Raw genomic sequence first — 25295 nt, 5'->3', positions numbered from 1 at the left:
CATAAAAGCGACGGCCCGTGCGGCCGCCGTAGAGGGACAAAAGTAAGGGACTTCTCCGACATTACCGGAGAATCAGCAGCCGCCCGGTCTGGCCACCCTGCCGGTTCCTGACCTGAACCTGATACCGCCCCGGGGCCAGCCCGCCGAGAGGCAGTTCCGCCCGCGACTGACCGGGCGTCAGCGTCTGCTTCAGCACCAGCCGCCCGCCCGCGTCGGTCAGGGTCAGTTCGGTCCGCTCCCGAACGGGCGCAGCCAGCGAAACCGTACAGAACCGCTCGGCCGGATTCGGGGAGACCGTCAGGACGAAAGCAGACCCGACCGGCCCGACCGACAGGGGCGCCAGCACCGCCACCCGAACGGCGGCCGACACCGCCGTACAGCCGCCCGCGTTCGAAACCTGAACCGCATACAGCCCGCTCTCGGCAGCCTCATAGGTGCCGCCCGTCGCCCCCGGGAGATCGGCTCCGTCTTTCCGCCACTGGTACTTCAGGCCCGGGCCGGCATTGGCCGTCAGCCGGACGGTTTCGGGTTTGTAGACCTCCGTCGGTCCCTGGGGGCTGGCGGCCGCCGTGGCCCCCTCCCGCTCTTCCACCGACACGGGGGGCGACACCGTCGAACAGCCGTTCTGCGTTACTTTCAGCGTGTATTTTCCGGCCTGCGTGGCCGTATAGGTCAGGGTGGTGGCACCAGCGATGGGCGCGTCGTTCCGATACCACTGATACTGCCCCGGCGTCCCGTTGGCCTGGAACGCCACCGTCTGGCCCGGGCAGAGCGCGGCCGGGCCGGAAACCGGCAGGGAAACCACCGGACGAGCGGTGAGTGCAAAAGCCGCACTCTCGTCGCCGACGACGGCGGGGTTCTCCGAAACGATCCGGATTTTGTATTGCCCGCCCGGCGTCAGCCGATCTGAAAGCGGTACGATGGCCGTATCGCCCGAAAACCGGGCCGAAACCGTCGCGAAGACCCGGCCGGCGGCATCGGTCAGCTGGGCGGTGTAGCGGATGCCGGGACGGGGAACGAAGTCGGGACGGAAAGGGACTTTGATCGAATCGCCGGAACAGACCGCGGCCGGCAGCGTTCCGGGGCGGATGGTCCGGCTGTCGTAGACGGCCATACCGATGCCGATCGTGCCTATCCAGACACGGTTTTCCGGGTCGGTCGTCATCACCGTATACGGGTTGGCGTATCCCAGAAAACTTTCGCCCAGGGAGGTCCACAGGTTGTTCTCCCGGACATACATCCCCTTCCGGCCGAGGGCGATCAGGCGGTTTTTACGGTCGAAGGTCAGCCCGACGATCACTTCGTCCTGCGGGTTCAGTTCTTGTGCCATCGTCAGCTCCCAGTTATGGCCGCCGGTCCAGCGGGCCAGCCCGAACGCTCCGCTGATCCAGATTTCGTTGCCGGTCGAATCGGCGGCAATTTCGCAGAAGTCGGCCCGGTAGGCAGGCAGGGAGGAGTTGGCCGGCGTATGAATGTCGAAAGAGGTCCCGTCGAACCGGATGATGCCGGAAGCGGTGGAATAAGAGGCCAGCCATACATGCCGGTTGCGGTCGACGACCCCGCTCTGGATGGTCATGGAAACGGAAGGCGGCAGGGGAAAGATGGCCCAGTTACCGTCCCGGAAGCGATAGATTTTCTGCCCGAAGACGGCATAGGCCGTCTGGTCGGCCTTATCGATCACCAGAACGTTCTCGCCGTTGACCCGAGCCCCCTCGGGATAGGGAAACCGGGTCCAGGTCCGGCCGTCGAAACGGACAAGGGCGGTCGGGTTGAGGGCCCAGAGCCGGGAATCCCGGTCGAGGGCGATGGCCCCCACGGCCTGATTCAACACCTGATCCGTATTGCCCGAGTGAAACCGGGTCCAGTCCTTTCCGTCGTTCGTCGAGCGCATCAGCCCCCAGTCGGTCGCGACCCAGACGGTACCGTCGGGAGCTACCTGAATGCCGGAATAGCCGGTGGCCGGCACGGGGCTGTTGGCCGCGTTGAAATACCGCCAGACGGGCCGGGGCGCTCCGGTCGTGAACGTTCCGCCTGCCCAGGGGCCGGCCGTGCCCTCGGCCCGGGCCCGGATGCGGTAGTGATAGGTGGTGGAAGGCGCCAGCGAATCGGCCATCATCACCGACCGCCACTCGTAGCCCGGCGTTCCGATCTGGTTGATCAGCCGTTCGCGCCGGAGCGCCGGACTGGTAAAATCGGGCGTTTGCGATACCTCCAGCTGCAGGACCGTTTCGGCCCAGTTGCCGGCACCCACCCCGATGGGCAGCGAGGTGCCGTACCGTTTCAGCTCCATCTGTTCCGCATTCGGCTCAAAGCCGCCGACCGCGGGCGGCAGCCGGAACGAGCGGATTTCGGACCAGGCGGTGGCCTCCGCTCCCCGGATGGCCTGTACCCGCCAGAGGTAAGGACAGTCGCCGTTGCAGAGGGCCAGTCTGGCCCTGTCAAGCGTCAGTTCAGCGGCCGCAACGGTCTCGTCATGAAAAACCGCGGAAGACCCGGGCGTGAAGTTCTGGTCGGTGGACACCTGCACCCGGTAGGCGGTGGCGCCTTCCACCGAAAACCAGGTTATTTTCTCACCGGAAAAGATGCGGTTGGTTTCCGGCAGCCGCAGCGACGGCACCCGGAGCGTCCCGCCGGAAGCCGGGGTGAACGGTTCGCCCACGGCCCACTCGCCTTCCCCGATTCCGTTGAGCGCCTTCACCCGCCAGAACCAGTTCTTTCCGGTCGGCAGGCCGCCGGGATAATACCGCTGGAAGGGTACCACCGTATCGACGGCGACGGCGGCAAACGTGTTGTCGGTCGCCAGCTGTACCCGGTAGCGTTCCGCGCGGTCGGCGGGCGACCACCGGAGATTGGGCGCGGGCCCTTCCGGACCCCCGGCGGACGGGAGGGGCGTCGGGCGGCCCGGCGGAGCGTCCAGCACCCGCAGGCCGCTGTTTTCCACGACTTTCCGGATCAGGGCCCGGCAGTAGGGATGGAAGGAGAAAACCGCCTGGCAGTAACTCATGATCGTTCCCAGCTGACCTTCGGGTTCGCCGGTATAGCAGGTCCCTTCCACGGCCATACAGCGGTCGATGGGGCCGTCGGGCCAGGAGCAGTTATGCGTATGGGGTGAGCCCAGGACGTGCCCGATTTCGTGCAGGGCCGTGGTTCGGGGCACATATTCGGGGCCGACGTTGCAGAGAACGGCGCTGGTGCCGATGCGGTCCATGCCGAGCATCCCGTAACCGGCAAATCCGGAAGGGTCCCGGCGACCGGAGAAGCAGAGCAGGATGTCGTACGGATAGACGGATTTCCGTTCCCTGTCCCACCAGGCCAGGGCGTAGTACATCAGGCTGCTCGGGTAGTCGTGCTGCCCGTAGGCTTCCGGCTGCTTCCAGACCTCGATATGGCTGATCGTCAGCCGCACCTTCACCTCCTCCGCCAGCACCCCGGCGGCCTCTTTCAGCGTATTGTGAACATAGCGGATGACGGCGTTGGAGTCACCGGCGAATTTCTGGTAGGCTACGTAATCCACGTCGATGCCCACCCGCAGTTCGAGCATCGCTGCGGCTTTTATCCGGGCGCGGACGGCCGCGGGGTCGGTTTTCAGGTTCCGCATCAGCTGCCGGAGGGCGGGCGTCAGCTGGGTTTCTTCGTTTCCGCAGCGCATCTGCTGCTGGCCGGATACCGGCGGCAGAAGAAGCAGGCAAAAGGCGGATAAAAGCCAGAAGGTCAATCGATTTTTCATGCGGGCGGGATGGTTACGGGCGTGGTCGGAATCAGCCTTTAAATGTAATCAAAATCAATATATGACGATAATTCGCCGAGCAATAATAGAAAGGTCGAAAAGCGTTAAATTTGCGCCGGTAACAACCAGACCTTTGATGAACAATATTACCCCGAGCCTGATCGCCTTTGGATTGGTGGTGAGCATGACGCTTTCAGGTTATCCGGCCCGTTTACGTAAAAAACCGGTCGACCCGAAGGCGACCCGCCCAACCGCGGCCCTGTTTCGAAACCTTCGGACCCTTTCGAAAAAACACATCCTGTTCGGCCACCAGCACGCCACCGAATACGGCCACGGCTGGAACGGCGACGCCGACCGGTCGGACGTCAAATCCGTCAGCGGCTCGCATCCGGCGGTGATCGGCGTCGACTTCAGCGGCCTGTCCGGCCGACCCGCCGGGGCCATCGAAAAAACGAAGGAATCGCTGCGCAAAACCATCGCGGATACCTACGACCGGGGCGGCCTCACGACCGTGGCCTGGCACTTTTCCAACCCGGTTTCGCCCGGCGGCTTTCGCTGGGTGGACTCGGTATCGGCCCCGGCGGTGTCGATGATCATTCCGGGCGGGTCGCACCACGAAGCCTATAAGGAGATTCTGCGGACGGTCGGCGAATTCGCGAAATCCGTGAAGGGCAGCGACGGCGAAACCGTGCCGATGATCTTCCGGCCTTACCATGAGTTCGACGGGGGCTGGTTCTGGTGGGGTCGGCCGCACTGCTCGCGGGAGGAGTTCATCGCCCTCTGGCGGTTTACGGTTTCCTACCTCCGCGACAGCCTGGAGGTGCATAATTTCCTGTATGCCTTCTCGCCCGACTGCCTGTTCAGCACCGAGGCCGAATACCTCGACCGCTATCCGGGCGACGACTGGGTCGATCTGGTCGGCATGGACAATTACGCCGACTTCGGCCGCAACGGACACTACAACGTGGAGGCCGGAATCCGGAAGCTGAAAATCGTGTCGGATTACGCGAAGAAAGCCGGGAAGCTGGCGGCCTTCACGGAAACCGGTCTGGAATCGCTCCCGGACACCACCTGGTGGACCGGCACCCTACTGCGGGCGCTAAAAGCCGAAAAACTGGCGCTGGCCTACGTGCTGGTCTGGCGCAACGACACCCGCAGCCCGACGCACTTCTACGCCCCCTACCCCGGACAGGCGAGTGCCGCCGACTTTATGCGGTTTTACGAAGACCCCTATACGCTGTTCGAAAAAGACCGGCCGAAGCTGTATAAATAAGCGGGCAGCTGTTCATTTCCCGAATTTCTTCTTCAGTGTCTGAATCCAGCCGGGTTCGGACACTTCGTTTTCCAGCAGAAAGCTGTAGGGGTGCAGGGCCGGAATATGAGTGCAGACGATCCGGAGGATGGAGAACAGCGGCTCGAAGAGAATCATGCCGGGAATGCCCCAGATCAGCTCACCCAGCACGATGGCGACGACGGTAAAAAAGGGACTCAGATCGAGTTCGGCACCCATCACCAGCGGCTCGATGATGTTATTGTCGATGATCTGGGCAGACATCAGTACGGCCGCCGTGGGCAGCAGCTGGTCCGGAGAGCCGCTGACCAGCGCCATGAAAAGCGGAAAACTGGCTCCGATGAAAGCCCCGACGTACGGAATGAGCGTCGGAATGACGGCGATCAGGCTCATGAGAACGGCGTTTTTCAGTCCGACGATCGACAGGCCGATGCTGTAGAAAACGGCCAGAAACGCCATCGACATCAGCCGTCCGGTTAGGTAACGGGCCGAAACCCGGGTGATCTGCCCGAGCGCATGCTCCACCGAAGGACGGCTTTCAGGGGCGCAGAGCTTCAGGATGAACTCCTCGTATTTCTCACGTTTCCAGAGCAGAAAAAACAGGTATAGGGTCACCAGCACCAGGCCGGAGAGCAGACCCATCAGCCCGCTGAAAAAGGAGCCGCCCGAGCCGCCCGAAGACTGCGACAGCTTCGATGCCTGCTGTTTCAGCTTCTGAATCTGTTCCTGCGGATCGAGGCCGAACTGCTGCTGAACCCACCCCTGCGCCTGGCGGAGCACCTGCTCGCCCTTGCTCTGAATCTGGGGCCAGTCTTTGACGAAACTGGTGACCTGGGCGTAGATGATGCCCACAAATGCAGCCATGACCAGTAACACCAGCAGAATGCACAGCAGCGTGGCCCCTACCCGCCCGACGCCCCGGCTTTCCAGCCAGCGGCTGACAGGCAGAAGTAGCATGGCCAGAATCCCGGCAAAGGCCAGCGGCACCAGAAACGGACGACCTACATAAAGAACCAGAACCGTCAGAACGGAAAAAGCCAGCACGGCATTGATCCGTTGAAGCGACACAGCTTTCATTTTGTGGAGTGGCAGGATGAAGGATGTTTCATTAATCAACCAGAAAATGCACGTACTGTTTGGCGGTGGCCGCTGGGGGGCAGCCTGCTTAATCTACTTCAACCATTTTTCTTAAGATAGTTCATCGTCGCCGGCGGGCCGGGGAGCGTAGTTTTGCATCGGTAATCAACAGAAAACATGAACATCGCCATGCAGACTACGCTTGAAAAATTGCAGGAACTGAACCGGCTGGTTCAGGAGGGTCACATTCTCGACGCTTTCGAAAAATACTACCACGATGACGTCGCCATGCAGGAAAATGAAGGCGAACCGACGCTCGGGAAAGAAGCCAACTTCCAGCGTGAGGTGGACTTTGTAGCAAAGGTGAAAAACTTCCGGGCCACCCCCCTGAAGGTTTCCGCCGGAGACAACTTTTCCTTCGTCGAGTGGGACTACGACTACCAGCATGAAGAGTGGGGTCCGCGCCAGTACCGCCAGGTGTCGGTGCAGGAGTGGCAGGACGGCCGGATTGTCCGGGAAAAGTTCTACTACGCCAATTGATGGAAAGCGCAGGCAGACGGTTCCACACCGCCGTCTGCCTGTAAAATCCTTTCTTTCGGGCCGAATACCGGGCTGCGCGGCTGCGACTGGGAAGAATTTTTTGTAAGTTGGCGGCTTTCCTGTGGCCCCTTCATGCAGCCGATCGACACCCATTTCGCCCATGACCTGATTCTCAGGCACGTAGATAGTGTTATCACCCTGACCGACGAGCAGAAGCGGTATTTTCTTAGCCTGCTCCGCCCGCGCCGGCTGCGCCGGAAGCAGCTGCTCGTACAGACCGGCGAGGTCTGCCGGTACGAAAGTTTCGTGACGAAGGGCTGTCTGCGGGCTTTCGCCGTCGACCAGAAAGGTCAGGAACACAACGTCATGTTTGCGCTGGAGGAATGGTGGATTTCCGACCTTCAAAGCCTTCTGACCGAACAGCCGGCCACTTTGTACGTCGAAGCCCTGGAAGAAACGGAAGTACTCCAGATCGAGAAAAAAGACCTGGACCGCCTTTTCGACGAGGTGCCTCCTTTCGAGCGGTTTTTCCGCGTCAAGCTTCAGAATGCTTTCGTCGCCTTTCAGAACCGCATCTACTCCACCATCAGCCAGACCGCCGAGGAGCGTTATCTCGAATTCCGCCAACGCTACCCCCGCATCGAGCAGCGCGTTCCGCAGTACATGATTGCCTCCTTCCTCGGCTTCACCCCCGAATTTCTGAGCAAAATCCGCCGGGACCTGGCCTCCCGATAAAACCGTCTGCGGGTAAAATCCGTCCCAAATCGGCTTTAAAGAATAAAATGCCGGGATTGATTATCAGGAATTTTCGAAAGAAGCGCGTAACTTGGTAGTTAATTCGGTGCATTCGAAGGACTAAACCCGATGAAAAAGTTACTCGACGAACTTCAGCAGGCGGCCCTGCAACGCGAAACCCGGCGGCATTTTCTGAATACCTGCACGACCGGCCTCGGCGCGATGGGCCTGGGTTCGTTGCTGGCCGGCTGCGGTTTTTTCGATAAAGCCGGCGACCGGCCGACGGCCGCAAAGCCGACCGGAAACCCGGGGGGCGGAGAGCCGATGGCCCCGCGTCCGGCCCAGTTTCCGGGCAAGGCCAAACGGGTCATCTATATCCACATGGCGGGCTCGCCCTCCCAGCTCGAACTGTTCGACTACAAACCTGAACTGGCGAAATACAACGGAAAAGACTGTCCGCAGGAACTGCTCACGGGCAAGAAGTTCGCCTTCATCCGGGGGGTTCCGAAGATGCTGGGACCGCAGGGCAAATTTGCGCAGCACGGCCAGTCGGGGGCCTGGGTTTCCGACTACCTGCCGCACCTCCAGAGCGTGGTGGACGAGGTGACGTTCCTGAAAGCCATGCACACCGACCAGTTCAACCACGCGCCGGCGCAGTTGCTGATGCATACGGGCAGTGCCCGGCTGGGCCGGCCGAGCATCGGCTCCTGGGTGACCTATGGCCTCGGGACCGAAAACGATAACCTGCCCGGCTATATCGTGCTGGCCTCCGGCGGCAAGCAGCCCGACGCGGGCAAATCCGTCTGGGGCAGCGGCTTTCTGCCGACGGTGTATCAGGGCGTACAGTGCCGCACCGAAGGCGACCCGGTTCTGTATGTGTCCAACCCCGACGGGATGAACCGCGACCTCCGCAAACAGACCATCGAAGCCATCAACGAAATCAACCGGCAGCAGTACGAAGACGTCAAAGATCCGGAAATACTGACGCGCATCGCCCAGTATGAACTGGCGTTCCGGATGCAGATGTCGGTCCCGGAAGCGATGGACCTCAAGGGCGAACCCCAATACATCCTCGACCTTTACGGCGTCGACCCCAACAAAGGCTCGTTTTCCCGCAACTGCCTGCTCGCCCGGCGGCTCGTGGAGCGGGGCGTCCGGTTCGTCCAGTTGTTCGACTGGGGGTGGGATTCGCACGGCACCGGCGCCGACACGGCCGTCGACATCGGCCTGCACGACAAGTGCAAGGCCTCCGACCAGGCCGTGGCCGCCCTGCTGAAAGACCTGAAACAGCGCGGACTGCTGGAGGATACGCTCGTGGTCTGGGGCGGGGAGTTCGGCCGGACGCCCATGCAGGAAAACCGCGACGGGCAGACCTTGCCCTTCAAGGGCCGCGACCACCACCTGGAAGCCTTCACGGTCTGGATGGCCGGCGGGGGCGTCAAAAAGGGCTTTTCCTTCGGTGAAACGGACGACATCGGCTATTACGGCGTCAAGGACAAAGTCCACGTCCACGACCTCCAGGCCACGATCCTGCACCTGCTCGGCTTCAACCACGAAAAATTCACGTACCAGTTCCAGGGCCGCCCCTTCCGCCTGACCGACGTCGCCGGCAAAGTGGTGAAGCCCGTTCTGGCCTGAGCCCCGGCCCTCAGTCGAACCATTCCGACCAGCTGACCCGCATCATGCCTTCGGGCAATACCGCATTTTGGGGAATCAGCCGGGGCTGGACCGACTCGGGCCGGATCTGCGGGGTAGCCCGGTTGTCCCAGTCATAGAGAAACAGCTTCTTATAGTAGTTGATCACCTGCCGGTCGAAAATGATCAGGCTGGCATCCCGGTTTTCGGTGGTTCCCTGCCCGGTCCAGTTGTGGCTGCCGACCACCACGGCCTTGTCGTCGATGATGATTCCCTTGTTATGACAGCCGTTCTGCATCCGGATGGTGTTTAGGTTGTAGCCGCTCTGCAACAGGGCCTGCTGCACCTCGAACGGGTCGAAGTCGCCCCGCAGGATAATCCGGGTATCGAGCCGCGGGTTGTTGGAATGGTCACGCAGGGCTTCGAACAGCTCGATGTAGCGCGGCAGAAACCGGTTCGGCTTCAGGGACTGATTCTGAAACCAGACCCGTCTTCTGGCCTTTTTGATCAGCGGCAGCACGTGGTCGATGAAGTTGTCGGGAGTCAGCAGCGGCTGAATCCTGATTTTTTTCCGAACGACCAGTTCCCGGAAAAACGCTACCTCGGCCTCCGCTCCGACCGGCGACGGCTCCGGCAGCAGCAGGTCGGGCAGCCGCTCCAGGCTGCTGATGAGCGGCCCGGCGGGCGGCTGAATCTGCACATCGGCAGCCACCTTCAGGTCATGGCCGATGAAAAAGCTGAACTGGCGGGCCAGCCCCGGCGACTCCGCGATGACGTGCCAGTCGCGGTTCTGCCGGTTCTGAAAGGCCCGTTTGTCGAAGCCGGCCGGCGGGTCGAAGGGGTCGGTAGCCGGCTGGCTGGACGCTTTCCAGTTGCCGCTCGACAGCCAGACGGCCTCCTCATCGCGCACGGCGACTTTGATGTGGTAGGCCGACGGAAAAAAGCCGACGGTCGTCACGATATCGGCCGAAACCGGTGCCCAGGCAAAAGTGAGCCGGTCGCCCAAAGCCGCCGAGAGTTCCTGAAGTACCTTCGGATTGTCGAGGCCGGTCGGCTCCTTTTCAAAATCCATGACCAGTTTCATGGTTTTGGGGGCCTGCATCGTCGCCAGGAGCGCATCCAGAATGTGCCGGGCGGTGAATTCGTACATAGTGGCCATGAGGTTCTCACGCGTTTTCTCCAGAAAATCCTTTAACAGCCGCCATCCCGCATCCGGGCTGGCGTGGCAGACCAGCGTCATCATCTCGTCGACGGACTCGGGCTTCCGGTCGGGCAGCGGATAGGGCGCGCGGGCGGCTTCCGCGCCGAAGGGAATGTCTTCAGCCTCCGCTCTTTCCAGAGGTGTCAGAAGTTCGACGATACCGGTCTGCTCCGCCAGCCCGACCACCCGTTCAGCATCGGCCGTCTGGGGCAGAATACCGGCTTCGGCAGCTTGTCGGGACACTTTCAGCTGCTGAATGGGGCTGGCCGGAATCACATCGACCACCACCTTCCCCAGCCGCCGGGGCAGCACGTCCCGGCTGTCCAGCTGCCCGACGTCCTGCTTTTCCAGAACGCTGACCGAAATGACCGGCTCCCGGAGAATCATTCCGCTTCGGAAACGATAGCCGGGCCGGACGGCAATGACGCCGGGATAACGGGCCAACTCTTCGCCATGTACCTGAAGGGCCGCCAGAACCAGCCCGAATTCGTCGGCGGAAGGGGGTAAAAAGCTGGGGTGTTGGTTAGAGGGAGGCATAATAATGCTGGTTTTCGTTGCGGATTTTGTTTCCTTTATTGTTATTGGACTGATAGCGGACCGGACCCGGTCGCTCCCGGCACGTCATGAAACCTGATAAGATCTCATTCGCCCTGGCCGAACAACTGCGGCAGGCTCCCGACGAAGCGGAAGTCGACGTCGTTGTCGAACTGGCTCCCGCTCCCGTTTCGTCGTCCGGCCTTCCGGCGGGGTCCCGCCAGGAGAAGATGGCTTTTCTGCAGCAGGCCTTCCGGGAGAAAAAAGAGCCGATCGAGCAACTGATTCGGGAACAGGGCGGTCAGGTGCTGGACAGCGTCTGGCTGAATCAGACCCTGCGGGCCCGCATTCCGGCCCGTTGCCTCGACCAGCTCACCGAGCGCGACGAAATCATGCTCCTCGACGCGTCCCATCCGCTCACCACCGACTGAGGCTTCTTTCTCAGCCCTTTACGAACAGACGGCCCGACCCCTGCTCCTCGTCGGTCAGGTCCGTTATCCGGACGCTGGTATTCAGCAGGAGGTCCCGGAGCGTATCCGGCTCCATGCCGGGGTTCTTCTCCAGCAGCAGGGCCAGAATGCCCGATACATGAGGGGCCGCCAAACTGGTCCCGAAACCGCAGTTCCCGTAGCCTCCGTTGACCAGACTGCTCAGGATCGGCACATCGAGGGTGCCCCCGGGGGCGAGCAGATGCGGCCGGTGACCACCCAGCGGCAGCGGCCCCCGGCTGCTGTAGGAAGCCAGTTTCTTACCGGTTTTGTCCGTCGCCCCGACCACGATGATGCCCTCGGCATCGGCCGGGGTGGTTAAGGTCTGCAGACCGGGCCCCAGGTTGCCGGCACTTTTGACGATGAGCATGCCCAGGTCCCAGGCGGTATTGCAGGCCACCGCTTCCCGGCTGAGCGTGTTCCGGACGGGTCCGGCCCCCCACGAACAGTTGGCGATGTGCACCCCGTCTTCGAGTGCCTGCTGAATGGCGGCCGCTCCTTCGAAGTCGGTCGCGTTGATGATGAAGCTGTTGGCCAGCACCTTATAGTTGTAGATGGTGGCCTCCGGCGCCATTCCCGGAAAACCGGAGTCGTCGGAAGCAATGATACCGGCGACCGCCGTGCCGTGTGCGCCCGGATTGCCCCAGGGTTCGCGGGTGAAATTGCGTCGCTGAACGACCCGGTCCTTCAGCCCCGGGTGGTTCAGGGCCACCTCCGAGTCGATCACACCGACGATGATGTCCTTCCCCCGGAGCGAGAATTTCTTGCGGAATTTCGGGGCACCGACCAGGGAGCCTGTCGCACTGATTTCCGGCTCCAGACGTCGCGGCAGGTCGATCTGCCGGATGCGCGGGTCGGACGCTACCTCGGCGAAGGCCAGCGGGTCGGCCAGCGACTGCACCGACTGGTTCAGCCAGCAGACGCGGGTCAGGGCGTTCTGACTGGCCAGCGACTCCCGGCGCAGGGCGAACAGCTGCCCGATGTTCCGCTCAACCTGGGCCGTCAGGGTATTGACGGATTTCAGAAAATACTCCCGGACGGCGCCGATGCGAAGCTGCCGCAGCGCCTGCTGCACCTGCAGGCTTATCCGGTCCGGGGGCGTTTCGGTGGCAAGGGCCTCGGCCAGTGTATCGGTCAGCGCTTTTTCCAGCAGGGTCCGCTGGCGGGTTTTGCGGCCCTCGGCATCCTGCACGGTCCGCAGCGGGTCGGCCGGGGCGGTCTCGACGGCAAACTCGATCACGGCATAGGAGGATCCGGTCGCCACGGCCGGCGCCCCAAACGATTCGGCCATGGCGAACGGCGCGGCCGGCCGGACCAGATCCAGACAAAACGCATCACTGGCCTTGGCAGCGAGCGCTTCGCCAAAGCGGTTGCGAACGATGGCCCGGGCATCGTCGATGGGGGAAGGTTCTCCCGGCATGGTTTCCGAACAGGGTTAAAGATATGATAATCAGACGCTCAATGCTCTCCCAAATGTGCCTGAAGTTTCCTCCTGCCGCAAGGGGAGATGTACGGTTTTCCGGTAGGGAAAGTACGGTTTTTAGCGGGCGGGCCGACCGTTCGTCAAGGATTTAACAAACTTTTCATAAAGGCTCCAACCCTTTTTCGCTTTCAGGAATCTCAGGGGTATAAAATCACCATCAACCATGAAAAAAGTACTTTTGCCGTTTGCCCTCATCGGCGCCTTTATTGCCTGCAAAAACGAGTCGACGGTCCAGCCTGATGTCACTCCGGCATCGGTGGTGGAAGTCCCTTATCACAAAAGTGCCCGGGTCACCGGAACCTCCCTCGACGTCCGGATCGCGGCCGTAGACGACAGCCGCTGCCCGATCAATGCCCGCTGCATCACGGCCGGTTTTGTTACGGTAACTTTCGGAATCAGCGACGGATCGAACAACCAGGACGTGAAGGTGGAACTGCCGGCTTCGGCCGACAAACCGGTGGAGAAGTCGTTCCAGCTGGGCGGCCAGACCTATGAGATCAGCCTGGTGGAAGTGTCGCCCGAACCGGAAGCCGGAAAACCGATCACGCTGGAAGATTACAAAGTGCGGTTTTCGGTCGAGAAGTTATAAGTAGTTGTACAAATTCCCACACCGTTTAAGCAAAACAGCCCGGAAGCGTCAAGCTCCGGGCTGTTTTGTTTTCAGATGGCCTTTCTTCATTCTTCGGAACGACCCGGCTTTCAGAGCTTTGCGGCTTTCAGCCGGAGGCTGTTGGTGACGACCGACACCGAACTCAGGGCCATGGCCGCCCCGGCAACCATCGGGTTCAGCAGGAATCCGTTGACGGGATACAGCAGCCCGGCGGCAATCGGAATCCCGATCAGGTTGTAAATGAAGGCCCAGAACAGGTTCTGACGAATCACCTGCACGGTTTTCCGCGACAGTTGGAGGGCTTTCGGGATGCTGCTCAGGTCGGAGGTGATGAGGGTCATCCGGGCCACGTCCATGGCGATGTCGGAGCCTTTTCCCATGGCAATCCCGAGGTCGGCCTGGGCCAGCGCCTGGGAGTCGTTGATGCCGTCGCCGACCATCGCCACCACTTTGCCCAGCCGCTGCAACTCCTTCACGAAATCAGCTTTGTCGGAGGGCATCACCTCGGCCCGGAACGACCGGATGCCGACCGCCTTTGCCACGGCCTCGGCGGTGCGGGCGTTGTCGCCGGTGAGCATATAGACTTCGATGCCCCGGTTCTGAAGCGTCCGGACGGCGGCCTCCGACGACTTTTTCAGCGGGTCGGCGATGGCGATCACGGCCAGCACGCCCGAATCGTCAGCGAAAAAGACCACGGTTTTGGCTTCGGCTTCCAGCCGTCCGGCGGCTTCGGCGGCAGGGCCGTCGATGCGTACGCCCGATTCGTCGAGCAGCCGCCGGTTGCCGACCCGGTAATTCATTTCCCCCACCCGACCGGCGACGCCCCGGCCCGTCAGGCTCTCGAACCGGTCGGGGACGACCTCCGCCGGTTTTTGTTCTTCCAGATAATTGGTCACTGCCTGGGCGAGCGGGTGCTCCGAGCGGGTTTCCAGCGCGTACAGGACCGCCGGCAACCCGGCCTGATCGGCGGCCGGCCGCTGCCAGATAAAATCCGTGACGACCGGGCGGCCTTCGGTGATGGTTCCGGTCTTGTCGAGCAGCACGGCGTTTACCTTGTAGCCCAGTTCGAGGCTTTCGGCATCCCGGATCAGAATGTTGTAGTCGGCGCCCTTGCCCACCCCGACCATGATGGCCGTCGGGGTGGCCAGGCCGAGCGCACACGGACAGGCGATGACCAGCACCGTCACCGAGGTCAGCAGGGCGTGGGTGAAGGCGTCGTCTCCGCCGAAAACCATCCAGGCCAGAAACGTCAGCACCGCAATACCGATCACGACCGGCACGAAAATACCGGCGATGCGGTCGACCAGTTGCTGTACCGGCGCCTTGCTGCCCTGCGCTTCCTGCACCATGCGGATGATCTGAGCCAGCACGGTATCGGCTCCGACTTTTTCGGCCCGGAACCGGAAGCTGCCTTTCTGATTGATCGTACCGGCATATACGTTATCACCCGTCTGCTTACCGACCGGCACCGGTTCACCGGAAATCATGCTTTCATCGACGTACGACGTTCCCGAATCCACCCGGCCGTCGACCGGGATTTTCTCGCCCGGACGCACGACGATCAGCTGCCCGACCTGCACCGAAGCCACCGGAATTTCGCGCTCCGTGCCGCCTTCGACGATGCGGACGGTTTTCGGCTGCAGCCCCATGAGCTTTTTCAGGGCCGAGGTGGTGTTGGATTTGGCCCGTTCTTCGAGCAGTTTTCCGAGCAGAATGAAGGCCACCACGACGGCAGCGGCTTCAAAATAGACGTGCGGATGCACCCCGCGCCGGTGCCAGAAGTCGGGGTCGATGGTGTTGAAGGCGCTGAACAGGAAGGCGATGCCGGTCGAAAGCGCCACCAGCGTATCCATGTTGGCCTTACCGTGCCGGGCCTGTTTCCAGGCATTGGCGAAAAAGGAGCGCCCGAGGCCGAATACCACCGGCGCCGACAGGGCCATCATCAGCCAGTTGCCGTATCGGCCCGGAAAACCGGGGCTGTCCATGAAAAACATGCCGATGACCACCACCGGCAGTGAAAGCACGGCAGCCCATACGGTGCGTTTTTTCAGCGATTCGTACTGCCGCTGCCGGGCTTCCTGCTGCACCTGCTGCGGGTCTTCGGCGTCGATGACCAGGTCGTAGCCGATGGAGCGGACGGCGTTCTGCAGTCCCTGCTGGTCGACGACGGCCGGGTCAAACTGCACCCAGGCGCTCTGGTTGGCATAATTCACCCCGGCGTCGGTGACACCGGCCGTATTTTTGAGCATCGATTCGACGCTGACCGCACAGGCGGCACAGGTCATTTCAAGTACGGGGTAAGTTTTCTTCATTGTGTTGAAAACCGGCGGACCGGTTTCCGGGAATTGTCCATGTGAGTGTCAGGCAATGGTGATGGCCTGGTCGAGAAATACGTCCTGGATGGCGTTCAGCAGGGCCACCCCCTTGTCGAAGGGCCGCTGGAACGCCTTTCGGCCCGAGATGAGGCCCGTGCCGCCGGCGCGTTTGTTGATGACGGCCGTCCGGATGGCCTCTTTCAGGTCCGACTCGCCCGTCGACCCGCCCCCGGAGTTGATCAGGCCCGCCCGGCCCATGTAGCCGTTGAGGACCTGATACCGGCAGAGGTCTATGGGGTGGTCGGTGGTCAGCTCGGTGTAGATGCGTTCGTCGAGTTTGCCGTAACTGCTTTCGCCCGTATTGAGGGCTTTGTAGCCGCCGTTCAGCTCGGGCAGCTTCTGTTTGACGAGGTCGGCCTGCAAGGTGGCGCCGAGGTGGTTGGCCTGCCCGGTGAGGTCGGCCGAGAGGTGGTAATCCTTCCCCTTTCCCTGATTGAAGGCGTTGTTGCGCAGGTAACACCAGAGAATCGTCGCCATGCCCAGCGCGTGGGCCTCCTCGAAGGCTTTGGCCACCTCGACGATCTGCCGGCCCGATTCTTCCGAACCGAAGTAGATGGTGGCACCTACGGCCACGGCACCCAGATTCCAGGCGTCACGGACCGTTCCGAACAGGATCTGGTCGTACTTGTTGGGGTACGTCAGCAGTTCGTTGTGGTTGATCTTGACGATGAACGGAATCCGGTGCGCATACCGGCGCGACACCATCGCCAGCGCCCCGAACGTCGTGGCTACGGCATTGCACCCTCCCTCGATCGCCAGCCTGACGATGTTTTCCGGATCGAAGTACATCGGGTTGCCCGCAAACGAAGCGCCCGCGCTGTGCTCGACGCCCTGATCGATGGGCAGGATGGACATATACCCGGTGCCGGACAGCCGGCCGTGGTTGTAAAGCTGGCCCAGACTGCGGATCACCTGGGGCGTCCGGCTGGAAGGTTCGAAAACGCGGTCGATGAAATCCGGCCCCGGCAGGTGAAGGCCCTCTTTCGGAACGGTGCGGCTGACGTGGTTCAGCAGGCTGTCGGCTTCGGACCCGAGCAGGGCGGCAATGTCGGAGGCAGTCATGATCAGAGAGGCTGGTTGATCGGTTCTCCCTTATAACCGGCTTCCTGAAGGGCTTGTTTCACCCGGTCCGCCGAATCATTTTCGGCCTGAACCGTCAGGATTCGTTCCGGGCTCTGGAGATCGACCTGCCAGTGATCTTCGCCGACGGCTTTGTTCAGAAACGGAGTGACGGTGGCGACGCAGGCGCTGCATTTGATGTTGGTTTTGAATTTTACCTCGCTCATGGTTGTGTTCGTCTGGTTGATTTGACAATGCAAATTTCAGCAAAAGAACACAGGGAGGTGTTACAGAATTCCGGACCGGCTTTACAGAATTTGGGCGGTCAGTAGCCGGGCGAGAGCGGGAGCTGGACAGTCGAGAGCCAGTAACGAAGCGTCACCCGCATCAGGTCCTCCCAGTCTTCGAACAGATCGGGTTTGGTATGAAAGGCTCCGGCACCCAGCCGGTACGCCTGGGAAATATCCTCGGACCGCGACGACCCCGACCACATCAGCACCGGAATCTGCCGCACGGTTTCGTTCTCTTTCAGCCGACGTAGGGTTTTCAGGCCGTCGAACACCGGCAGGTAGAAGTCCAGAATGATGAGGGACGGATAGGCCCCCGGCACGGCCTGACTGAGGTAATTCAGCAGGGCGGCTCCGTGCAGAAACCGCCGGACCTGAAGCTGGGGTGAGATGAGTCCGATGGCCCGGATGATGTGATCGAAATCCGTCTGATCATCCTCCACTACGCAGATCGTCATGTTCTTTTCCATATTCCGCTTCGGCGGGCGCCTACTTCATCCATTCAAAAAAGAAGGTGCTGCCTTTGCCGGGCGTGGATTCCACCCAGATCCGCCCTCCCTGTTCTTCGACGAGCATCCGCAGGATGAACAGCCCGACGCCGGTGCTGCTGTCTCCCTGGGAGGAGTTGCCTCCCGTTTCGAACAGTTTGAAGATCGTTTCCTGCTCGTCGGCCGGGATGCCCGGACCGTTATCTTTCACGTAGAACCGGAAGTTATGATCGCACTCCCGGCAGCCGACCTCGATCAGCCCCACCGGTTTGTCGTTGTACTTGATGGCGTTGCTGAGCAGGTTCTGGAAAATCTGCTGGAGTTTGATTTTCTTGGTCCACAGTACGGGCAGCTGGCCTTCGATGTCGATGCTGATGTGCCGGGGCGGGAACAGCAGCAGGGCGATCTGCTCGACCAGTTCGTGTACATCCACCTCCTCGACCGTCTGCTGGGCGACGTTTTTCCGGGAAAAATCGAGCAGGGAATTGATCATGTTGGACAGGTGGAAGGCCGCCGACTTCGAATGCCCGACGTATTCGATCACTTCGTGCTGCGACAGACGGTTGTCGGCGCTTTTCATCTCCAGCAGCGACAGGGCCGCGATCATGCCGGTCAGGGGCGACTTCAGGTCGTGGGCGACGATATAGACGAACTTCTCCAGCTGCTTATTGATCTTATCGAGCTGAATGGCGGTATCCTTCAGATTCTGCTGGTAGTGATAAAGCCGCTGGAACACGTTCACCTTGGCTTTGGTGACGTTCACGTCCAGCGGTTTCTGGAGGTAATCCACGGCCCCTTCTTCAAATCCTTTCAGGACGTATTGCTCCTCCTTGCTGATGGCCGTCACGAAAATGATGGAGATATCCCTGGTCTTCGGGTTCGACTTCAGCAGCCGGGCCACCTCGAACCCGTCCATCTCCGGCATCTGCACGTCGAGCATCACCAGGCCGATCCGGTCGTTTTTCAGGATTTGTCGCAGGGCTTCGTTGCCCGATGTAGCCTTTAAAAACGACCGTCCTTCTTCCGCCAGCATCTCCTCCAGGACAAGCAGGTTTTCTTCGCGGTCGTCCACCAGCATGATGGTGAATTCATGAGGCTGATTAACAGGTAGCATTTATCTTTAAATTAACCGTTTAATGTTTGCAGATAAGCAGCGATTTCACCCGGTTTCATCACCAGCGCCCGGTCGGTGCGGGTGATGGCGGCCTGGGGCATGGTCTGGTATTCGGCGGTGGCGGGGTCCTGAACAATGCCGACCCCGCCGTTGGCGATGACGGCGAACAGGCCGTCGGCGCCGTCCCGGCTGGCTCCGCTCAGCAGGATAGCCACCGCCCGGCCGGCATACACCCGGGCGACGCTTTCAAACGTGACGTCGATCGACGGCCGGCTGTGATGGACCGGTTCCGAATAATCGAGGCAGACGGTTTTATCCGCTTCGATCAGCAGGTGATAATTCTGCGGAACCAGATAGGCACTCCGCTCCTTCAGCGGTTCCTTGTCGTCGGGCTCCCGCACCCGGAACCCCTTCAGTCCGACCGACAGCAGCCGGGCCATCTCACTGTGAACGTTCTTCAGCCGGTGCAGGATGATGATGACGGTAAACCGCAGCGGCCCGGGCATCGATTCCAGTAGCTCACGGACCACCGGCATACTACCGGCCGACCCGCCAATCGCCACCACCTCAAACGACCGTTTTTTCATCGGTGTTCATCACATTTTGCTCCGGTAAATCCGTACTGCAGGATGGACGGCTTCGAAATGATCCCGTACGTCCGTAAACAACAGAGATTCCTTCATGCCCAGGGCCAGATAACCCAGGGGGGCCAGACTGTCCCGAAACAGGGTTACGGCGCGGTTCTGGAGGTCACGGTTGAAGTAAATCAGGACATTCCGGCAGCAGATCAGCTGAAATTCGTTGAAAACCTGATCGGCGGCCAGATTGTGCATGGCAAATACGATATTTTTCCGGTACTCCTTGTGAATGATCGCATTTTCGTACCGGGCCGTATAATACGACGAAAAATCATTCCCTCCACCGGACTGGATGTAATTAAAAGTATAATCTTTCATCTGTTGCAGCGGAACGATTCCCTGCCGGGCCCGGTCGAGGTTGGCCGGGTTCAGATCCGTGGCATACAGGCGGGTCCGCTCCAGCAGACCGGCTTCGTGCAGCAGGATGGCCATCGAGAACACTTCCTCGCCCGTGGCACAGCCCGCGTGCCAGATCTTGATGATGGGGTAGGAAGCGAGTTTCGGCAGCACGTTGTTTCGAAGTTCCCGGTAAAACGCCGGGTCCCGGAACATCTCCGTCACATTCACAGTCAGGGCTTCCAGAAACCAGGCGAAAAACCGCTTGTCGTTGGTCAGCTGGTATTTCAGTTCATAGGGTGTGCGGCAGCCCGACTGCTGCATGCACCGGACCAGCCGGCGCTGCAACGACGCCCGGGCATAATCCCCGAAGTCATATCCGTACTGGCCCCGGATCAGAAGAACGATTTCCTCCAGTTCCTCCATCGTGATCTGTTCCTTTCCCTCGCTGATCATAATTTACCTGGATAACCAAACCCGCATGAGTGAAAACAGGCGCCCGCTGTCGACCGGCTTGGTAATGTAGTCGGAAGCCCCGGCCTCGATGGCTTTTTCGCGGTCGCCCGACATGGCTTTGGCCGTCAGGGCGATCACGGGCAGTTCGAGCAGCTTCAGGTCGCCCCGGATGCGCCGGGTGGCTTCGTAGCCGTCCATCTCGGGCATCATCACGTCCATCAGCACAATGTCCGTATCGCCGTTTTCCTTCAGCATATCGAGGGCTTCGCGGCCGTCGCCGGCCGTCAGCACGTTCATCTGCTGTTCTTCCAGCAGCGTACTGAGGGCAAAGACGTTGCGCATGTCGTCGTCGACGAGCAGCACCTTTTTGCCGCGGAGGCTCTGGTCGCTGACCTTCGCCATCGGTTGGGGAAGCTGTTTTTTCTCGATCTCCTGCACCTTGTACAGGAACAGTTCCATCTCATCCATCAATCGCTCGATCGACTGGGCCGACTTCCGGATGACGGCGTCGGAGACTTTTCGCAGCTTCCGTTCATCGCTCTGGCTGACGTCCCGGTCGAGATAGATGATCACCGGTACAAGCCGGGACGTCATCACCTCCCGCAGCCGCGTCAGGTCTTCCAGCCCTTTCTCCAGATCCCGGCCGATGTCCACGATCAGGCAGTCGTATGGTTTCCGGCCCAGATTCTGCGCGGCAGCCTCCACGGTGCCGACATACTCACATTCCATCTCGAACTGGCGCTGCTCGATGAACTGCCGGAGGGAATCGTCCCCGAGATGATCCCCCGACAGCACCAGGACCTTTTTGACCCGGGCCTGCAGAAAATCGCCGATGGCCGAAAACGCTTTTTCAAGGCCCTCCTTCTCGACCGGCTTGCGCAGGTAGGCCAGCGCCCCGCCGATGAGCAGTTTCGGTTCGTCGGCGGCCGAAATGACGTGGACGGGGATGGACTTCAGCGTGTCGTCGGTTTTCAGCCAGTTCAGGACGCTCCAGCCGTCGACCACCGGCAGCTGCATGTCCAGAATGATTGCCGACGGCTTGTATTTACGGGCGTAATGGATGCCTTCGTCGCCCCGGAGTGCTACGATGGTTTTATAGTTCTTCCGGCGGGCGAAATCCTGAACGATACCCGCAAAAGCCGGATCGTCTTCAATGATGAGCATGATCGGATCCCCCTTCTGCAGGTGGTCGCGGTCGTCTTTCAGGGAAGTCTGCTCGACAAAATCCTCGTCCGCCCCGAAGTCCCGCGCCAGTGCCTGCGCCGGAACGTAAGACAGTTCCGGTTCGGCGGCCGCCGGCTGCGAAACGGCCGGCTCCAGCGGCAGGTACAGCGTGAAAGTACTGCCCCTGCCTTCGGCGCTTTGCAGCCGAATTTCGCCCCCGAGCCGTTTGACGAGTTCCTTGCTGATGGACAGGCCCAGGCCTGTGCCGCCGTATTTGCGGCTGGTGGAACCGTCGGCCTGCTGGAAGGCCTCAAAAATGGCCTGCTGCTTGCTTTCGGGAATACCGATCCCGGTATCGGTGACGGAGATTCCCAGGATGCGGTCCGTTTTCACGAGCGGTTCGTTGGTGAATCCGCTCATCGGCCCGTGGGTGCTGAAGGAGAGCGTAACCGAACCACCCGAAGGGGTAAACTTGAAGGCATTCGAAAGCAGGTTCTTGATGACCTGCTCCAGCCGCTGGCGGGCCACGGTCAGCGAGGCCGGCAACGACTCGTCGACGCGCGTGATCAGTTTGACGCCTTTCTGTTCGGCCACCACCTGAAAGAGCTGCTCCAGATCCCGAACCATCGTTTTGACGGCCACCGTCTCGACTTCCATATCGATCTTGCCGGCTTCTATTTTGGAAAGATCGAGGATGTCGTTGATGAGGTTCAGCAGGTCGGTGCCGGATTTATGAATGACGTTGGCGTATTCGATCTGCTTGTCGGTCAGGTTCTTATTCTTATTCTCCGCCAGGAGATTCGCCAGAATCAGCACGCTGTTGAGCGGGGTCCGGAGCTCATGCGACATATTGGCCAGGAATTCCGACTTGTATTTCCCGGTTACTTCCAGTTCTTTCGCCTTAAGCATCAGCGACTGGCGGGCCACTTCGACGGCTTCGTTTTTTTCTTCCAGTTCGGCGTTGATCTGCCGCAGTTCTTCTTCCTGAACTTTCAGTTCTTCTTCGGAAGCCTGGAGAATTTCGGCCTGACGGGTCAGTTCCTCGTTCGACTGCCGCAACTCTTCCTGCTGGTTTTCAAGCGTTTCTTTCTGATGCTGAACCTGTTCCAGCAGCTGCATCACTTTCTGTCTCGCTTCCGTGGAGTTGACGGCGACGGCAATGTTACCGGCTACGGCTTTCAGCAGGGCCAGCTGCGCCTGATCGACCGGCCGAAACGAAGCCAGTTCGATCAGGCCTTTCAGTTCCCGGTTATTCCAGAGCGGCACGCACACGACCTGACCCGGAACGGCCTCCCCGCTGCCCGACCGGATCGACCAGTAACCGGCGGGCACCTGGCTGGTGATCGTCGGAATCCGGTCCGTGGCCGCGTGCCCGACCAGCCCTTCACCCAGTCCATAGGAACGCGGGGCCTGAGCGGTAAAGGCAACCGAAGCGCACAACTCCAGCCGCTGTTTTTCTTCGCTGTAACAGTACAGCCCTCCCGCCGGAACGTCAAGGTAGGCGGTCAGGCTGCGCAACACATTCTGTGCCAGCGCCGGCAGTTCCTCGATGCCCTGCATGGAGTCGTTGACGGTGGACATCCCGGTCAGCAGCCAGTTTTTTTCGGTACCATTCTGGTTGAGCTGTTCGAGTTCCTCAAGATTATGGCGGAGTCGTTCTTCGGCCGCCCGCCGGCTTTTAAATTCTTTGATAATGAAGTAGATCAGGACCAGGACGACTCCCAGGATCAGGGCGGTGCCGATCACGACCTGCCAGGCCGCCTGACGAATGGAAGCCGTATACGAAATGTTCCGCAGGGCGAGCGAACGCTTCTCTTCATTGATCATCCGGCTCAGCCGTTGCCGGACAGCGTCCATCCGGATTTTTTCCTGATCCGTCACCCGGATAATGGTCGCCCGGTCATACCGGCTGGCATCGTCGCCGAGGCTCTGCCAGTAAAGCAGCAGGGCTTCGGTTTCCTTCTCGATTCCGCCCGCCATCTCGGCCATCGGCGGATTATCGGACACCAGCTGTTGCAATTCCCGAATGGTAGGTTCAATCTTCAGCAAGGCGATCCGGTAGGGCTGCAGGAAACGCGGTTCATTGGTCCCGCGAAAGCCCCGCCGGCCGGTTTCCATATCGACCAGCAGCTTCTCAATTTCCTGTGCCTTGCTGATTATCTGATTACTATGTGCAAATTTTGCGCCCTGTGCTACCTGGTCGTTAAAGGCGAGATAGGATAACGTGCCGACAAACAGAACCAGAAGAATGGCCAGGAAGAAGCCAAGGTAGAGTCGGTTGATCAGGGAAAGTCGCATACGCACGAGCCGGCCTAAAGAAAATTATATGAACAAAGTTACACCTAAAACTTATACCGAATTAATGAATGGACCAAAAACTGTACCGTTCCTGTCACCGAATTATAAATAAAATTACTTTAAAAGGCTTATGGTATGGTTAATGCGGATTCTCGGACAAGGAAATTGAAATAAATCGTATTTTGCACCGAATACTACCTTTTTCTGAATCCATTCCTCTCTGCCACACCCAATTAATTTTCGGGGACTTATGAATCAAACCGGCGCTTTACCTGCCACCACTACGGGGGCACGCATTCTGATCGTGGAGGACAATTCTCTGAACCAGGCCCTCCTGGCTAACCTTCTCCGCAAATACGGACTCCGATCCGAGATCGTTGATAACGGCAGGAAGGCCGTGGATTACCTGAGAATGAACGCGGTAGATTTGATCCTGATGGATATACAGATGCCGGAGATGGACGGTCTGACGGCGACGACCCTCATCCGCGGAGAATTGAAGCTGATGACGCCCATCGTGGCGGTAACCTCTTATCCGGAGCACGAGGCCCGGCCGCGCTGTGCGCAGGTGGGAATGAACGACTTTTTGCCGAAGCCCATCCAGAAAGACCAGCTGGAAGAGGTGCTGGCTCGTTTTTTGCCCGGTATTCAGTCGGCATCCGGCCCTTCCGTATCGACGGCGTCGGTCGTCGATCTGAATTATCTGGAACAGATTACGTTCGGCGACACCGAATTGCTGAATGAACTGTTGACGGCGTTCCGGGACGAACTGCCCGGCAACCGAAACGGACTTTTTCAGGCCCTGGAGGAGGAGTCGCGGAGTACGTTCACGCATCTGGCGCACCGTTTTCAGTCGTCGCTCAACGCGCTGGCCATGCTGGGGGTGGCGGCAGAAATGAAGAAACTGGAGAAAAACCCGGATTTACCGGAGTCGATCATCCGGGAAAAGCTTACCTCCCTGTTCGATGAAATTACCCTGGGCCTCGCCGTTCTCGACGAGCAGCTGAAACGTTAATTGAAGGAATGACCTCACATGCACCCGATTCAACCCCGACCATTCTGGTGGCCGAGGATGAACCCCTTATGTTAAAAATGCTGACCTATTGCCTGCAGAAGGAAGGTTACCGGGTCGTCCCGGCCAGCGACGGCAGACAGGCCCTGGATTACCTGAAAACTTCGGTTCCCGACCTGGTTCTCACCGATCTGATGATGCCCTACCATAGCGGCCTGGAGGTCGTCGAGTTTGTAAAGCAAACGCTGAATGTCCGGATTCCGGTCATCGTTCTGTCCGCCGTCGAGGAAACCACCGATGTCGAAAAAGCTTTTCAGCTGGGCGCCGACGACTTCACCACCAAACCGTTCCGGCCGGCCGAGTTCATTGGCCAGATTCAGAAACACCTGGGCCGGTCCCATGCCGTCTAAGGTCCCGAATGTCTTAAAAACCGCCTGAATTTCTCCCTCCGACCCAATCCGAAGGCCCGCATCGGCCTCTCCTTCTAACCCGACCCGGGCCATTCCCTAAGTTCCAGAGTGACATTTGCCACTTTCGGGGACCTCCTGATTGACTTCAATTTCGTTAAATTTAATATTTGCTTTGGCAAGCAAATTATATCTTATATGCTGACTTCCATTCCTCGCACCAGCTTAAGCCTGGCGCTGCTAAGTCTGATTATGCTTCTTTCCTGCCATGACCCTGATATTATGAAGACTCCGGCAGGATCAGCCCCCGACACTACGATCACCATCGCCGAAGCCCGGC

20 protein-coding genes are annotated in these 25295 nt (G+C 60.1%); 8 read left to right on the top strand and 12 right to left on the bottom strand.

Annotated elements, in window-relative coordinates; all coding sequences use genetic code 11:
- Positions 1 to 61: 61 nt before the first annotated feature.
- Positions 62 to 3727: a M12 family metallo-peptidase gene (locus tag DX909_RS28425; protein WP_128548646.1), complete on the bottom strand. Its 3666-nt coding sequence runs from the start codon at positions 3725 to 3727 to the stop codon at positions 62 to 64.
- Between the two features lie 136 nt (positions 3728 to 3863).
- Between DX909_RS28425 and DX909_RS28420 the strand changes: the two genes are divergently transcribed.
- Entirely contained in the window at positions 3864 to 5000 is a 1137-nt protein-coding gene (locus tag DX909_RS28420; protein ID WP_374755882.1) for a glycoside hydrolase family 26 protein, read from the top strand.
- A gap of 12 nt (positions 5001 to 5012) precedes the next feature.
- Here DX909_RS28420 and DX909_RS28415 read toward each other — a convergent pair whose 3' ends face one another.
- On the bottom strand, positions 5013 to 6095 hold the full coding sequence (locus tag DX909_RS28415) for an AI-2E family transporter (protein WP_128548645.1): 1083 nt from the start codon (positions 6093 to 6095) through the stop codon (positions 5013 to 5015).
- Positions 6096 to 6272: 177 nt separating this feature from the next.
- On the opposite strand from DX909_RS28415, the gene DX909_RS28410 reads away from it, so the two are divergent.
- The 3 genes from DX909_RS28410 to DX909_RS28400 all read left to right on the top strand — a co-directional run bounded on the left by DX909_RS28410 (position 6273) and on the right by DX909_RS28400 (position 9008).
- Entirely contained in the window at positions 6273 to 6635 is a 363-nt protein-coding gene (locus DX909_RS28410) for a nuclear transport factor 2 family protein (protein WP_206513074.1), read from the top strand.
- Between the two features lie 132 nt (positions 6636 to 6767).
- On the top strand, positions 6768 to 7370 hold the full coding sequence (locus DX909_RS28405; protein WP_128548644.1) for a Crp/Fnr family transcriptional regulator: 603 nt from the start codon (positions 6768 to 6770) through the stop codon (positions 7368 to 7370).
- A 129-nt stretch (positions 7371 to 7499) separates the two neighbouring features.
- Complete coding sequence (locus DX909_RS28400; protein ID WP_128548643.1) at positions 7500 to 9008, top strand: DUF1501 domain-containing protein; 1509 nt, start codon at positions 7500 to 7502, stop codon at positions 9006 to 9008.
- Positions 9009 to 9018: 10 nt separating this feature from the next.
- On the opposite strand, the gene DX909_RS28395 is transcribed toward DX909_RS28400, so the two are convergent.
- Positions 9019 to 10743: a phospholipase D-like domain-containing protein gene (locus DX909_RS28395; protein ID WP_128548642.1), complete on the bottom strand. Its 1725-nt coding sequence runs from the start codon at positions 10741 to 10743 to the stop codon at positions 9019 to 9021.
- 86 nt (positions 10744 to 10829) lie between these two features.
- Here DX909_RS28395 and DX909_RS28390 point away from each other — a divergent pair, with 86 nt between their 5' ends.
- Positions 10830 to 11171, top strand: coding sequence for a hypothetical protein (locus DX909_RS28390; RefSeq protein ID WP_128548641.1), 342 nt, complete (start codon positions 10830 to 10832; stop codon positions 11169 to 11171).
- A gap of 10 nt (positions 11172 to 11181) precedes the next feature.
- On the opposite strand, the gene DX909_RS28385 is transcribed toward DX909_RS28390, so the two are convergent.
- Complete coding sequence (locus DX909_RS28385; RefSeq protein ID WP_128548640.1) at positions 11182 to 12648, bottom strand: S8 family peptidase; 1467 nt, start codon at positions 12646 to 12648, stop codon at positions 11182 to 11184.
- Between the two features lie 226 nt (positions 12649 to 12874).
- Between DX909_RS28385 and DX909_RS28380 the strand changes: the two genes are divergently transcribed.
- Positions 12875 to 13300 (top strand): hypothetical protein, encoded by a 426-nt coding sequence (locus DX909_RS28380; RefSeq protein ID WP_128548639.1) that lies wholly within the window; start codon positions 12875 to 12877, stop codon positions 13298 to 13300.
- Between the two features lie 110 nt (positions 13301 to 13410).
- Here the strand turns inward: DX909_RS28380 and DX909_RS28375 are convergent, their stop codons facing one another.
- The 8 genes from DX909_RS28375 to DX909_RS28340 all read right to left on the bottom strand — a co-directional run bounded on the left by DX909_RS28375 (position 13411) and on the right by DX909_RS28340 (position 23536).
- On the bottom strand, positions 13411 to 15633 hold the full coding sequence (locus tag DX909_RS28375; RefSeq protein WP_229311236.1) for a heavy metal translocating P-type ATPase: 2223 nt from the start codon (positions 15631 to 15633) through the stop codon (positions 13411 to 13413).
- Positions 15634 to 15681: 48 nt separating this feature from the next.
- Positions 15682 to 16758 carry a class I fructose-bisphosphate aldolase gene (locus tag DX909_RS28370; RefSeq protein WP_128548638.1) on the bottom strand — a complete coding sequence of 359 codons (1077 nt, stop codon included), beginning with the start codon at positions 16756 to 16758 and terminating at the stop codon, positions 15682 to 15684.
- A 2-nt stretch (positions 16759 to 16760) separates the two neighbouring features.
- Positions 16761 to 16982 carry a heavy-metal-associated domain-containing protein gene (locus DX909_RS28365; protein WP_128548637.1) on the bottom strand — a complete coding sequence of 74 codons (222 nt, stop codon included), beginning with the start codon at positions 16980 to 16982 and terminating at the stop codon, positions 16761 to 16763.
- A gap of 98 nt (positions 16983 to 17080) precedes the next feature.
- Complete coding sequence (locus tag DX909_RS28360) at positions 17081 to 17512, bottom strand: response regulator (RefSeq protein ID WP_128548636.1); 432 nt, start codon at positions 17510 to 17512, stop codon at positions 17081 to 17083.
- Positions 17513 to 17531: 19 nt separating this feature from the next.
- On the bottom strand, positions 17532 to 18644 hold the full coding sequence (locus tag DX909_RS28355; RefSeq protein ID WP_128548635.1) for a sensor histidine kinase: 1113 nt from the start codon (positions 18642 to 18644) through the stop codon (positions 17532 to 17534).
- A gap of 11 nt (positions 18645 to 18655) precedes the next feature.
- Entirely contained in the window at positions 18656 to 19231 is a 576-nt protein-coding gene (locus tag DX909_RS28350) for a chemotaxis protein CheB (RefSeq protein ID WP_128548634.1), read from the bottom strand.
- Between the two features lie 9 nt (positions 19232 to 19240).
- Positions 19241 to 20074 carry a CheR family methyltransferase gene (locus tag DX909_RS28345; RefSeq protein ID WP_128548633.1) on the bottom strand — a complete coding sequence of 278 codons (834 nt, stop codon included), beginning with the start codon at positions 20072 to 20074 and terminating at the stop codon, positions 19241 to 19243.
- Between the two features lie 3 nt (positions 20075 to 20077).
- Entirely contained in the window at positions 20078 to 23536 is a 3459-nt protein-coding gene (locus DX909_RS28340) for a response regulator (RefSeq protein ID WP_128548632.1), read from the bottom strand.
- A gap of 250 nt (positions 23537 to 23786) precedes the next feature.
- Here DX909_RS28340 and DX909_RS28335 point away from each other — a divergent pair, with 250 nt between their 5' ends.
- Together DX909_RS28335 and DX909_RS28330 are read left to right on the top strand one after the other, a co-directional pair.
- Positions 23787 to 24551 (top strand): response regulator, encoded by a 765-nt coding sequence (locus DX909_RS28335; RefSeq protein WP_128548631.1) that lies wholly within the window; start codon positions 23787 to 23789, stop codon positions 24549 to 24551.
- An 8-nt stretch (positions 24552 to 24559) separates the two neighbouring features.
- The gene (locus tag DX909_RS28330; protein ID WP_128548630.1) at positions 24560 to 24958 is read left to right on the top strand and encodes a response regulator transcription factor; all 399 of its coding nucleotides are present in this window, start codon (positions 24560 to 24562) and stop codon (positions 24956 to 24958) included.
- Positions 24959 to 25295: the final 337 nt, after the last annotated feature.

Source organism: Larkinella soli (assembly GCF_003703975.1).
GTDB classification, from domain to species: Bacteria; Bacteroidota; Bacteroidia; order Cytophagales; family Spirosomataceae; genus Larkinella; species Larkinella soli.
This window is presented reverse-complemented; position numbering and strand designations above follow the sequence as displayed.